General features: G+C 69.7%; 4 protein-coding genes. All 4 read left to right on the top strand.

What is annotated here, in order from left to right:
- Window positions 1-32: 32 nt before the first annotated feature.
- The 4 genes from ACIRP2_RS21935 to ACIRP2_RS21920 are packed head-to-tail and all read left to right on the top strand — an operon-like array spanning window position 33 to window position 14,005.
- Window positions 33-9,536 carry an amino acid adenylation domain-containing protein gene (locus tag ACIRP2_RS21935; protein WP_404252672.1) on the top strand — a complete coding sequence of 3,168 codons (9,504 nt, stop codon included), beginning with the start codon at window positions 33-35 and terminating at the stop codon, window positions 9,534-9,536.
- Window positions 9,526-11,208, top strand: a complete 1,683-nt coding sequence (locus ACIRP2_RS21930) for a phytoene desaturase family protein (protein WP_404252670.1) — start codon at window positions 9,526-9,528, stop codon at window positions 11,206-11,208. The genes ACIRP2_RS21935 and ACIRP2_RS21930 overlap by 11 nt, the downstream gene beginning before the upstream one ends.
- Window positions 11,205-12,953, top strand: coding sequence for a phytoene desaturase family protein (locus ACIRP2_RS21925; protein WP_404252668.1), 1,749 nt, complete (start codon window positions 11,205-11,207; stop codon window positions 12,951-12,953). The genes ACIRP2_RS21930 and ACIRP2_RS21925 overlap by 4 nt, the downstream gene beginning before the upstream one ends.
- The gene (locus tag ACIRP2_RS21920; protein WP_404252666.1) at window positions 12,950-14,005 is read left to right on the top strand and encodes an MDR family NADP-dependent oxidoreductase; all 1,056 of its coding nucleotides are present in this window, start codon (window positions 12,950-12,952) and stop codon (window positions 14,003-14,005) included. Before ACIRP2_RS21925 ends, ACIRP2_RS21920 begins: the two co-directional genes overlap by 4 nt.
- Window positions 14,006-14,020 lie beyond the last annotated feature (15 nt).

Genomic DNA, 14,020 nt, shown 5'->3' with positions numbered 1-14,020 from the left:
TCTCGCGGCGCCACGACTTGAGGAGTACGACCTTGCCCGACGTGAACAGTGCCTCTGTGAGCGACAAAGTAGCGATCATCGGCATGGGCTGCCGACTGCCCGGCGGTGCATCGGACCACCGCGCCTACTGGCAGAACCTCATGGAGGGCAAGGACTGCATCACCGCCACACCGGCGGACCGCTACGACGTCTCGACGCTCCGCAGCCGGTTCAGGGAGAAACCCGGACGTCTGGTCGGCGGCCGAGGGGGATACATCGAGGGTTTCGACGAGTTCGACCCCGGTTTCTTCGGTATCAGCCCGCGCGAGGCCGACCATATGGACCCCCAGCAGCGCAAGCTGCTGGAAGTGGCGTGGGAGGCATTGGAGGACGGCGGCCAGCGGCCCTCGGAGCTCGCCGGCAGCGATACCGCCGTGTTCGTCGGCGCGTTCACACTGGACTACAAGATCCTCCAGTTCTCCGATCTGGGCTTCGCCTCACTGGCCGCGCACACCGCCACCGGCACCATGATGACGATGGTCTCGAACCGTCTGTCGCACTGCTTCGACTTCCGGGGTCCCAGCCTGTCGATCGACACCGCCTGCAGTTCCTCCCTCGTGGCGGTGCACCTCGCCTGCCAGAGCCTGAACAACCGCGAGACCGATCTCGCACTGGCCGGTGGCGTCCTGCTGCACATGGCACCTCAGTACACCATCGCCGAGACGAAGGGCGGATTCCTGTCGCCCGACGGCCGCTCGCGCACGTTCGACGCCGCCGCCAACGGCTACGTACGGGCCGAGGGCGTCGGTATGGTGGCGCTCAAGCGGCTGGACGACGCCGTACGCGACGGCGATCCCGTCCACGCGGTGATCCTCGGTACGGGGGTCAACCAGGACGGCCGCACCAATGGCATCACCGTGCCCAGCGAGGACGCCCAGTTCGGCCTCGTCCAACGCGTCTGCGCCGCAGCCGGTATCACCCCCGGCGCCCTGCAGTACGTGGAGGCGCACGGCACCTCGACCCCGGTCGGAGACCCGATCGAGGCGAATGCGCTGAGCCGGGCGCTCGCCGTGGGACGCAGGCCCGGTGCCCCCTGCTACGTCGGGTCCGTCAAGACGAACATCGGGCACACCGAAGCGGCAGCGGGCATCGCCGGACTGATCAAGACCGTTCTCTGCCTGAAGCACCGTCGTATCCCGCCTCACATCAATCTGGAGCGGATCAACACCGCCATCGACCGGGAGACCTCCCCGTACCGGATCCCGACCGAGCCGACCGACTGGCCCGAGCACGAAGGCCCGGCACGGGCGGGAGTGAACTCGTTCGGCTTCGGCGGCACGAACGCCCATGTCGTACTGGAGGAGGCGCCCGAGCGAGAGGCGCCCCGGGCCGTGGCCCGCGAACGGGCTTGGAACATCCTTCCGTTGACCGCCCGGACCCCGGACGTCCTGCCCGAGACGGCGGCGGGCATCCGTCGCGAACTGGCCGGGATCCACGGTCCGGAGGTGTCGCTGACCGATCTCGGATACACGCTCGCCCGCCGCCGCCAGCACCTCGAGTCACGGCTCTCCGTCGTGTACTCCTCACGCGCCGAACTGGACGAGGGGCTCGCCGCCTTCGAGCGAGGCGAACCCCACCCGCGGGTCGTCCACGGCGGGCAGCTCGATGTCGAACGGCGCCGTCTGGTCTGGGTGTTCACCGGCATGGGACCGCAGTGGTGGGGAATGGGCCGCCAGCTGTTCGAGGGCGACGAGGTGTTCCGGGAGGCGGTCACCCGCTGCGATCGGGCCATCCGCAGGTTCGCGGACTGGTCCCTGATCGCGGAGATGACGGCGGACGAAGCCGATTCGCGCATGGGCGAGACATGGCTCGCGCAGCCGGCCAACTTCGCCGTCCAGGTGGGGCTCGCCGCCATGTGGCGCCAGTACGGTGTGCGGCCCGACGCCGTGGTCGGCCACAGCACCGGCGAGATCGCCGCCTTCTACGAAGCGGGCGTCTACACCCTGGAGGACGCGGCGCGAATCGTGGTGCACCGCAGTCGGCTCCAGCAGAGGCTGACCGGGACCGGCACCATGCTCGCCGTCAGCCTGCCCGAGGCGGAGGCGCGGTTCCGGGCGGCGGCGTACGGGAACCGGGTGTCGGTGGCCGCGGTCAACAGTCCCTCGGCGGTGACGCTGGCCGGGGACCGCGACGCACTGGCCGGGCTCGCGGACGCGCTGCGGTCCGAGCAGGTCTTCGCCAAGCCTCTGACGGTACAGGTCCCTTACCACAGCGCGGGCATGGAGGCGATCAAGGACGAGCTGCTGACGTCCCTGGCCGGGCTCGAACCCCGGGCGGCGACGGTTCCGCTGTATCCGACGGCCCAGGAGGGCACTGCGCACGGCAGCGAGCTGGATGCGGAGTACTGGTGGAGGAACGTCCGCCACCCGGTCCGCTTCCGCTCGGCCGTCGACCGGCTCGCCGACGACGGGTTCGGGCTGTTCCTGGAGATCGGTCCGCATCCGGTGCTCGGCCACTCCATCCGTGAGTGCCTCGACGGCAGGGGGACGGCCGTACGCACCCTCGCGTCGATCCGCCGCCGCGAGAACGAGCCGGAGCGTTTCGCGACATCGCTGGCGGAGCTGCACAACGTCGGCGTCCCCGTCGCCTGGGACGCCCTGCACCCGGTGGGCAGTCCGGTGCCCCTGCCCCGCTATCCGTGGAAGCGCGACCGCCACTGGACCGAGCCCGGCCCGGTCGCGCAGGTCCGCCTCGGCCGGGCCGAGCATCCCCTTCTGGGCCGCCGCACGGCGCACACGGAACCGACGTGGCACTCGACGCTCGACACCGAGCGGCTGCCCTACCTCGACGACCACCGCATCCAGTCGACCGTGGTCTTCCCGGCGGCGGGGTACCTGGAGATGGCCGTGCAGGCAGTCCGCTCCCTGACCGGTGGCACGCACGCCGTGCTCACGGACATCGAACTCCGCAGAGCCCTCTTCCTGCCCGAGGGCGAGGACCGGGCCGTACATCTGACGCTCTCGCCGCAGAACGCCGCGTTCACCATCGCCTCGGTGGCGGAGGGCGAGGACGAGCGGGCGGTGCACGCGCGCGGCGTCGTGCGCTCCGGGCAGCCGCGTCCCGCGGGCCCGCCCGTCGACACCGCGGCCCTGGCAGCACGCTGCCGACGCAGGCTGGACGGTGCGGACTGCTACACGGAGCTGGCCGCTCTGGGGTACCACTACGGTCCCGCGTTCCGGACCCTCGAAGAGGTGTGGATCGGATCCGGCGAAGTCCTCGCCCGGCTCCGTCCGCCGGCGGTGATCGCGGACGACGCGGCCCGGCACCACATCCATCCCGTACTGCTCGACGGCTGCTTCCAGTCCCTGCTCGCGACGCAACTCCTCGACGACGGCGCGGACCGGCGGACCTCCGGCATCCGCCTGCCCCTGTCCATCGACGAGGTGTGCCTCGCCCCGGTCGGCGACCGGCCGATCTGGGTGCATGCCACAGTGACCCGCGGCGGAGCGGACGAGCTCGTCGGGGACATGGCCGTCTACGCGGACGGCGGCGAGTCCCTGGGCCGCATCGGTGGTTTTCGCGCAGCCGATGTGGAGAAGGCGTCCACGACGGTCGGCCTCGGCACGATCGATTCCTGGCTCGCCGAGACCACGTGGATCGACAGGCCCTTCGATTCCGCCGAGGGCGAAGGCCCGTGCGAGGAGCGGGACGAGGGCGAGGCCCGGATCGGGGCCGGAGCCGAAACCGCCGCCCAGGGCGGTGCCGACTGGCTGGTGTTCGCCGACCGGCAGGGCGTCGGTGACGCCCTGAGCGCCCTGCTCGCCGCGCGCGGTGAGCGCTGCCGTCTTGTGCGCCCGGGGGAGACGTACCGAAGGGGCGACGACGGAAAGGAGTTCACGGTCGTGCCGGGTTCGGCCGCGGATCTGGAACGGCTCTTCGCCGACCTGGGCGAGGAAGGCCAGGACCGGGACGACGACCACGAAGGAGCGAACGGCACGACCGGTGGGCCCTGCTTCGGAACCGTCGTGCATCTGTGGAACCTCGACCTGCCGCACCTCGCGGAGGCTTCACGGCAGGACCTCGTACGGCACAGCGGCACGGGGGCCTACTCGCTGATCACGCTCGCCCGGACACTGCTCCGCCACGAGGCCGAAGGCCGACTGCACATCGTGACGCGCGGTGCGCAGCACGTCGAGCCCGGTGAGACCGTCGAACCCCTGGGGGCACCCGCATGGGGGATCGGTCGAGTGCTCAGACATCAGGAGCTCACCTCCCACCGCGGAAAACTGATCGACCTGGATCCCGGCCGCGGAGGGGACGAGGGATGCCGGGCCGACGCCCGGGCGCTGCTGCACGAGATCCTCACCGATGACGAGGAAGAGATCGCGCTGCGCGGAGACCACCGTCTCACCAGTAGGATGCGGCGGGCCGAAGGGCTGACCCGTCCCCTTCCGCTGCGGCTGCGCGCCGACGCCGACTACCTGGTCACCGGTGCCTTCGGTGCGCTCGGCAGACTGCTCTGCCGGACACTCGTACAGCGCGGGGCGCGCGGTCTGATCCTGATCGGACGCACCGCGCTCCCGGAGCGCTCCGCCTGGCGCGGTCTCGACCCCGACACCGCCGAGGGTCGTGCCGTGTCCTTCGTCAGGGAACTGGAGGCGCTCGGGGCACGTGTCGTCCTGGCACCGCTCGACATCACCGACGAGACCGCGTTCACGGCCTGGCTCGAAGCGCGTCGGCGTACCTCCCCGCCGCCCGTACGAGGGGTGTTCCACCTGGCCGGCCAGGTGCGTGACACACTCGTCACGGACATGGACCGGCGAACCTTCGCCGAGGCCCACGATCCCAAGGCGATCGGCGCGTACCTGCTCCACCGGCACCTCGGCGACGAACCGCTCGACCACTTCGTCCTGTTCGCCTCGATCGCCTCACTGCTGACCACGGCGGGCCAGACCAACTACGCCGCGGGGAACGCGTTCCTGGACGCGCTGGCCCAGCACCGTCGGGCACTGGGCCTGCCGGGGCTGAGCGTGGACTGGGGACCGTGGGCCACCGGAATGATCGAAGAACTCGGGCTCGTCGACCACTACCTCCGCAGCCGCGGGATGAGCTCGCTCCCACCGGATGCCGGCATGGCGGTCCTGGAGCGGGTCATGGGCCAGGACCGGGCCCAGTTGCTCGTCGCGACAGTCGTCGACTGGCCGGTGTTCCTGGCCTGGTACGGTTCGCCGCCCGCGCTGGTGGCCGACCTCGCGGCGACGGCCGGTACCGGCGCCGGCGACGCCACGGGCGAGGGCATCCTCGACACCTTCCGCGACGCGGACGCGACCGGGCGCCTGGCGTTGGTGACCCGGCGGTTCACGGACGTGGCCTCCTCGGTGCTGCGGACGGGGCCCGACCGGATCGACCCGCGTGCAGGCCTCAACGCATTGGGACTCGACTCGCTCCTGGCGATGGAGCTGCGCGCCCGGCTCGTCTCCGAACTCGGCGTCGCCCCGCCCGTGGTGGCCCTGCTGAGCGGTACTCCGGTCGAGGAACTGATCGGACAGCTCCACGACGGTCTCGCCGAAGCGGTGGCGCTGGAATCCGCCGGTGACGACAAGGCCGCGGTGGAGGTGTTCGACGACGAGCTGCGCCATCCACTGACGCAGAACCAGCAGGCCCTGTGGTTTCTCAGGCAGCTCGATCCCGATGGTTACGCGTACAACATCGGCGGCGCGGTCGAGGTCCGTGTCGCTCTCGAACCCGACCTGATGTTCGAGGCGGTCCGCTGCCTGGTGCGACGTCACCCCGCGCTGCGTACGAACTTCCTCACCGTGGACGGCGTGCCGGTGCAGCAGGTGTCCACGGACCGGAGCCCGGATGTCGCGCTGTTCGACGTGCAGGACCAGGAATGGGAGGACATCCACCGGACGATCGTGGCCCAGTACCGCAGGCCGTACGACCTCGAACACGACCCGCTGTTCCGCTTCCGGCTCTTCAAACGTGGCCCCGACCGCTGGGTGATCATGAAGGCGGTGCACCACATCGTCTCCGACGCGATCTCGACGTTCACCTTCATCGAGGAGCTCCTCGCGGTGTACGAGGGGCTGCGTCAAGGCCGTGAGCCCTCGCTGCCGCCCGTCACGGCCCGCTATCTGGACTTCCTCAACGCACAGAACCGCTTTCTGGCCGGGCCGGCGGCGCACCGCATGCTCGACTACTGGCGCTCTCATCTGCCTGCCGAGGTGCCGGTGCTTGAACTGCCCGTCGACAAGCCCCGTCCGGCCGTGCAGACACACAACGGCGCCTCGGAGTTCTTCGTACTGGACGCGGCTCTCACGGCCCGCGTGCACGCTCTGGCCCGCGAGCACGACGTGACCCCGTTCATGGTGCTGCTCGGTGCCTACTACGTACTGCTCCAGCGCTACTCGGGTCAGGACGACGTCATCGTGGGCAGTCCCGTGACCGGCCGGACCGACCAGGAGTTCGCCTCCGTCTACGGCTACTTCGTCAACCCGCTCCCGTTGCACGTGGACCTGTCCGGCGAACCATCGGTCGCCGACCTGCTGCAACAGGTCCGCGCGACCGTGCTGGGCGGGCTCGACAACCAGGAGTACCCGTTCGTCCTGCTCGTCGACGAGCTGGGGCTCCAGCACGATCCCAGCCGTTCCGCGGTGTTCCAGGCGATGTTCATCCTGCTGACCCACAAGGTCGCCACCGAGAAGTACGGCTATCGACTGGAGTACATCGAACTCCCCGAGGAGGAAGGGCAGTTCGATGTCACGCTCTCCGTCTACGAGGACGAGGCGGAGCGTCGGTTCCACTGTGTCCTCAAGTACAACACCGATCTGTTCCTGCCCCGGACCATGCGGCGGATGGCAACGCACTACACCACGCTGCTCGACAACATGACCCGGGCACCGGCAGAACGGCCCGTCACTCGGCTGGAGATGCTCGGTTCCCAGGAGCGTGAGCGGTTGGTCCGCGAGTGGAGCGGCGCCCGGCACCTCGCTCTGCCGTCCGGCGCGGGGGAGTGGGAGAGGGGCCGGGTCCGCCCGGTGCATCAGCTGATCGCGGAGGTCGCGGCCCGGTGCCCGGACGCCGTCGCCGTCACGGTGCCGGCACGTCGCGGGACCGCCCTTCGGCTGACCTACGCGGAACTGGACCGCCGCTCGGGAGAACTGGCCCGGCGGCTGCGGGGACGGGGAGCCGGTGCCGGATCGGTGGTGGTGCTGTGTCTGGAGAAGACGCCCGACCTCGTCGTCGTGCTGCTGGCGGTGCTCAGGGCCGGTGGCGCCTACCTCCCGGTCCCGACCGACCATCCGGCCGACCGGGTCGCCCGGGCCGTGCGGACCGCGGCCGCCACCCTCGTGGTCGTCGAGGACGATGCCTGCCGCGACCGGATGCCGGGGCTGCCGGCCGAGACGCTGACCCTGCGGGAGCTCCACGCGTCCGAGCCCGCACCGGACGACCTGCGGGAGCCCGCACCAGGCGCCGAGGACATGCCCGGCCTCGACTCCCCGGCGTACGTCATCCACACCTCCGGCTCGACCGGGCACCCCAAAGCCGTGCAGGTCAGTCATCGGAACCTCGCCTCGTCGTACGGAGCGTGGCTGAAGGAGTACCGGCTGGACCGTGACGTGCGGGTGCACCTCCAGATGGCGGCCCCGTCGTTCGACGTCTTCACCGGGGACCTGGTGCGCGCACTGTGCTCCGGCGGCAATCTGGTCCTGGTCGACCGGGACCTGCTCTTCGACACCGAACGTCTCCACCGGACCATGCGGGAGGAGCACGTCGACTGCGCGGAGTTCGTCCCCGCCGTCGTGCGGGCACTCATGGACCACTGCGAACGCGCGGGCCACCGGCTGGACTTCATGCGCCTGCTGGTCGTCGGGTCCGACGCCTGGAAGGTGGGGGAGTACCGACGCCTGCGCGAGCTGTGCGGACCGCGTACCCGCCTGATCAACTCCTACGGGGTCACCGAGGCCACCATCGACAGCGCCTGCTTCGAAGGTCCCGTCGACGACCTGGAACCCGGGCGGACGGTGCCGATCGGGCGCCCCCTGAGCAACAGCACGCTCCATGTGCTCGATCAGCACGGCGAGCCCGTGCCGCCCGGAGTGCCGGGCGAACTGTGGATCGGCGGCGACGGTGTCGCGCTCGGCTACGTGGGGGACCCCGAGCAGACCGCCCAGCGCTTCGTGACCCGGACACTGAGCCGGCAGCCGGGCGCCGAACCCGTACGCCTCTACCGGAGCGGCGACGCGGCCCGCTGGGACGTGAGCGGCTTCGTCCATCTGCTGGGGCGCGTCGACGACCAGGTCAAGCTCCGCGGCCATCGGATCGAGATCGGCGAGATCGAGGCCCACCTCGCCCAGTGGCCCCAGCTGGCCCGGGCGGTCGTGGCGGTGCGCCCCGACGCCCGGGGCGAGGACGTGCTCTGTGCCTACTGCGTTCCGGCCGAAGGAGCAGTGCTCGACCGGCGCGCGCTCCGTCGGCGCCTCGCGGGGCTGCTGCCCGCGTACATGGTCCCCTCGCACTTCGTCGCCCTGCCGGAACTGCCCTTGACCGCCAACGGGAAGGTCGACGTCGCAGGCCTCCCCACACCTCGGTTCGACGCGCGCGACGAGCCGGAGGAGAGACTCACCACACCCTTCGAGGTGAGCATGGCCAGACACTGGAAGGAGCTTCTGGGGCTGGAACAGGTCAACCTGACGCACGAGTTCTTCGAGGCCGGAGGCAGCTCCATCAAACTGATCGAGCTCATCCACCGACTCCGGCAGGAGTTCGGCGTGGCCATTCCCGTGAGTCTGCTGTACCAGGTCACGACCCTGCACGGGATGGCCGCCACGGTGGAGCGACTCGCCACCGGCGGGATCTCGGACGACCTGCCCTGCCTCGGCTTCAACGGCGACCGGGAACGGACGGTGTTCTGCTTCCCACCGGCGGGAGGCCACGGCCTCGTCTACCGGACCTTCGCCGCCGAACTGCCCGAGTACCGTCTGATCGCCTTCAACTACGTCCCCGGCGAGAACAAGGTGGGCCACTACGCCGACCTCGTCGAATCCCTGCGGCCCGAGGGCAGCTGCCTGCTGCTGGGCTACTCCCTCGGTGGCAACCTCGCGTTCGAGGTGGCCAAGGAGCTCGAATGCCGGGGACGCGACGTCGCCCATGTGATCGTCCTCGACTCGCACCGCATCCTGGAGCCCTACGCGCCCGGCCGCGAGCACTTCGAGATCTTCGAGGCGGAACTGGCCGAGCATCTGCGCAAGCACACCGGGTCGGAGATCGTCGCTCGCGAGACCCTCGAACATGCCGCGGAGTACCTGGCGTTCTGCGGACGCACACCGAATCTCGGTTCGGTCTCCGCGACCGTCAGCGTGGTCACGGACGAGGAGAAGACCGCGCTCTACGCCGCGGGCGCCCGTGGCACCTGGCACGGCAGCTCCACCACGGCCACGGCCGTGCTGCGCGGCTCCGGAGTCCACGCCGACATGCTCGACCCCAAGCACGTGGCGCGCAACGCCGAGCTCGTGCGCGGCATCCTCCAGGAGGGTGGCGCCGATGGCCGGTGACACGGGCGACGGATGGAACGCAGGTGAGCGAGGAGCGGGAGGCAGCCCCCGGGTCATCGTGATCGGCGCCGGTGTCGCCGGCATGTCCACCGGGTGCTACGCACAGATGAACGGAATGCGGTCCCGCATCTTCGAGAAGCATGTGCTGCCGGGGGGGTGTTGCACGGCCTGGTCGCGCGACGGCTACATCTTCGACTACTGCATCGAGTGGCTCATCGGCACGGCCACCGGCAACGACGCCCACCAGGTGTGGCGCGAACTGGGAGCGCTCGACGGCAAGACCATCACCAACTTCGAGATGTTCAACCGGGTCGTCGACGAGACCGGCCGCTCAGTGGTCTTCTACAACGACCCGGACCGGCTGGAGCGCCACCTGCTCGATCTGTCGCCCGGCGACGCCCGGCTGATCCGCTCGTTCTGCCGCGATCTGCGGCGGTTCATCGACATCGAGCTGTACCCCTTCCTGACCGCCCCGGCCCTGCGGAGCGTGCGCGAGCGGGTGCAGACGTTGCGCACCGTCCTGCCCGCGTTCCGTCTGTTCTGGCGTACGGCGTCGACACCCATGCACGAGTTCGCCGACCGGTTCCAGGACCCGCTGCTGCGCCGCGCGTTCCGCAACATCTTCTTCCAGGACCCGGAAGGGTTCCCCCTGCTTCCGTACCTGTTCAACATGGCCAGCGCCTACCACCACAACGCCGGATTCCCGCAAGGGGGTTCGTTGGGCCTGGCCCGGTCGATCGAGGAGCGGTACACGGCGCTGGGCGGCGAGATCAGCTACCGGGCACGGGTCGAACGGATCCTGGTCGAGGACGGACGTGCCATCGGCATCGAACTGCGCAACGGCAGACGGTACTACGCCGATCACGTCGTCTCCGCCTGTGACGGCCACACCACGATCCACGGCCTGCTGCAGGGCCGTTTCACCGGGCCGCGGATCGACAAGCTGTACAACGACCTGTTGCACCGCCCCGGCACCCTCTTCCCCGCGGTGGTCTCGGCCTTCGTCGGGATCCGGGGAGACCTGGGCCCCGACCGGGCGCACAGCACCACGTATCTGCTCTCCCGCGAGGACGCCGCGCGACTGCCCGGCGCGCTCCAGAGCAGTCTGGTGGTCCAACTGCGCTCCCGCTACTCGGACGGATTCGCCCCGCCCGGAAGATCCGTGGTCCACTGCACCTACTTCAGCGACTTCGCCCACTGGAAAGCGCTGCGCACTGCCGACCGCAGGGAGTACCGGGCACAGAAGCGCCAAGTGGCCGACTTCGTCGGAGGATTCCTGGAGCGCCGCCTGCCGGGCACGGCCGAGCGCATCGAGCTCGTCGACGTCGCCTCCCCGGTGACGACCCGGCGTTACACCGGCAACCACGACGGTTCCATTCTGGCCTGGAAGGCCTTCTCCGAGGCCGACGACATCGCGACCGGGCTCGTCGGCAAGGACCGCATGCGCCTGCCGGGCCTGCGCGGCTTCTCCATGGCCGGACAGTGGGTCGGCATGGGCGGCCTGATCCGTGCCGCGTCGACCGGCCGCTTCGTCGTCCAGTACCTCTGCGACGAGCTGGGACGCGGATTCACGGCGTCCGAGAGCCGCGGGGAGGAACCCTGGCACCCCGCAAAGCTGGGCAGCCTGCCCCAGCTCGACCAATGGTCCGCGAACGGGGGCACCCGCACATGAACACCGAGAAGAGCAGGTTCATGCCGCGCTCCCGACGCGAGTCGGTGATCATCATCGGTGCGGGGCTCGGTGGCCTGTCCACCGGCTGCTACGCGCTGATGAACGGCTACCGCACCCACATCCTCGAAATGCACGAGCTTCCGGGCGGCTGCTGCACGGCCTGGGACCGCGGAGACTTCAGGCTGGATCCCTGCGTCAGCTGGCTCCTCGGCAGCGGACCCGGCAACGAGATGCACCAGATCTGGCTGGAGCTGGGCGCGTTGCAGGGCAAGCAGGTGCGGCATTTCGATGTGTTCAACGTCGTGCGGGGCCGGTGCGGGCGGGCCGTGTACTTCTACTCCGACCCCGACCGGCTTCAGGCGCATCTGACGGACATCTCGCCCGCCGATTCCGCTCTGATCCGTGACTTCTGCAAGCAATTGCGCACATTCCGCAAGTGCCTCGCGGTCTATCCGTTCCTCAAGCCCGTAGGGCTGATGTCGATGCCGGAGCGCTGGCGCATGCTGGCGTCGTTCGTGCCGTACTTCAACGTCGTGCGCAAATCCATCGGCGTCCTGATGACCGACTACTCGGCCAGGTTCCGGGACCCCCTGCTGCGTGAGGCGTTCAACTTCATCCTCTACGAGAAGCACCCGGCGTTCCCCGTGCTGCCCTTCCACTTCCAGCTCGCCTCGCACGCGAACCTCTCCGCCGGCGTCCCCGAAGGCGGTTCGTTCGGACTGGCCGAGTCCATCGAGCGGCGCTACCGAGGACTCGGCGGCGAAGTGACCTACAACGCCAAGGTCGAGAAGGTACTCGTCGAGGACGACCGTGCCGTCGGCGTACGGCTGAGCGACGGCAGCGAACTGCGCGCCGACATCGTCGTCTCGGCCTGCGACGGCCGCACCACGATGATGGACCTGCTCGGCGGCCGCTACCTGGACGACGCCTACCGCCGCCTCTACACCCGAACCATCCACGAGCCCGGCATGGTGTTCCCCGGGTACTTCACGCTCTTCCTCGGACTGCGCCGCGACTTTCCCGAGGCAGACCCCTGCACGACCTATCTGCTCGACGAGGCGGAAGCCGCCCAACTGACCGGAATCCGCCATCCCAGCATCAACGTCCAGTTCCGCAGCAGGCACTACCCGGAACTCTCCCCGCGCGGGACGAGCATCGCGTACGTCACCTACTTCTGCGACATCGCTCCCTGGCGGGCCCTGGACGAAGGACCCGAGCAGGCCACCCGGACCCGCGGCGGACAGAGACTCCACACGTTGCCGGTGCGCCACGGCCGCGGGTACTACGCGGCCAAGAAGCGGGCCCGCGACGTACTCGTCGCGTTCCTGGAACGGCGCCACCCCGGCATCACCGACGCGATCGCCGTGCGCGACGTGTCCAGCCCGCTCACACAGGTCCGCTACACGGGCAACCACGACGGCACGGTGCTCGGGTGGCAGCCGTTCGTGGAGAGCGGGGAGACGCTGGAGACGCTCATCAAGAAGCACGGCCCCGGCCTGCCGGGCCTGCGGAACTTCTACCAGTCCGGCGTCTGGGCGACGACGGGCGGCCTGATCCGCGCGGCGGCGGCGGGCCGGCACGTCATGCAGTTCATCTGCCGGGACGACGGCAGGACCTTCACCGCGTCCGTCGACGAGAGCGGGCCGCCCCCCACCCATCTCGTCGTTCCGGTGGGCCCTCGACCGGACGCGCGGTCCGCCACGGTCGGCCGGTTGTCCCCCGCCGACAGGAAGGGAACGGGATGAGGACCAGGAAATGGGTGGTACGTGCGCACATCGAGGGCGTCCCCGACATCGAGCGGGTCTACGGGCTGGTCGAGGAGGAACTCGACGTCGACCTCGCTCCGGACGAGATGCTGCTGAGAACGCGCTACGTATCGGTGGACCCCTACCTCCAGGGCATCGCGCTGGACACCCCTCTCGGCGCCCACATGGGGGCCGACTCGATCATGGAGGTGCTGGAAGCGGGTCCACGGGCGGCTCACCGGCCCGGCGATCTGGTGCAGGGCTTCGGCGGCTGGCGCACCCATCTCATCAGCGACGGCGCGGCGACCCCGTGGCAGACCGGCACGTTCCCGATGGTCTTCCCGGCCTTCCGCCGCCTGGACCCGAACTGGTACGACGACGCGCTTCCGCTGCCCACCGCGCTGAGCGTCATGGGCGGTCCCGGGATGACGGCCTGGGGCACCCTGACCAAGTTCATGTCCGTCCGCCCGGGGGACACCGTCGTGATCAGTGGCGCCTCCGGCACCGTGGGGTCGCTGGTCGGTCAGCTGGCCAAGCTCGCCGGCGCGCGAGTGGTGGGTACCACCTCGACGGCGGACAAGGCGGATTACCTCGACGAGCTGGGATTCGACGCGGTCGTCGTCTATCGCCACGAGGACAGCTGCGACGCGGTGCGGGAAGCCCTGTCCTGGGTCGCACCGGACGGCGTCGACAAGTACTTCGACAACCTGGGCGGCACGGTCACCGACGCCGTGTTCTCCATGCTCAACGTCGGCAGCCAGGTGGCCGTGTGCTGGCAGTGGGCCACCCAGGTCGGCCGGGAGGCCTTCGGGCCGAGGCTGCTGCCGTACATCATGTTTCCCCGTACATCGGTGCGCGGCATCTTCTCGCTGGAATGGTTCACCGAACAGAACTGGCGTGCTCTCCACGACGAGCTCGGTGGCAGGGTCCGGCGGGGCGAGATCCGCTGCGGGCACACCCTCCACCAGGGCTTCGAGAACATCCCGGACGCCTACCGGAGCCTGTACCAGGACACGGGAGCCAGTCGGGGCAAGGTGCTGGTCGAGCTCTGACCCCCGTTGCCCGTC

Source organism: Streptomyces sp. NPDC101194 (assembly GCF_044767885.1).
Classification (GTDB): domain Bacteria; phylum Actinomycetota; class Actinomycetes; order Streptomycetales; family Streptomycetaceae; genus Streptomyces.
The sequence above is the reverse complement of the archived record's forward strand: the minus strand, read 5'-3'. Positions and strand labels throughout refer to the sequence as shown.

What these genes read in the sequence shown, in the direction of transcription:
- ACIRP2_RS21920 (WP_404252666.1), top strand. Translation starts at nt 12,950, where the DNA reads ATGAGGACCAGGAAATGGGTGGTACGTGCGCACATCGAGGGCGTCCCC.
- ACIRP2_RS21925 (WP_404252668.1), top strand. Translation starts at nt 11,205, where the DNA reads ATGAACACCGAGAAGAGCAGGTTCATGCCGCGCTCCCGACGCGAGTCG.
- ACIRP2_RS21930 (WP_404252670.1), top strand. Translation starts at nt 9,526, where the DNA reads ATGGCCGGTGACACGGGCGACGGATGGAACGCAGGTGAGCGAGGAGCG.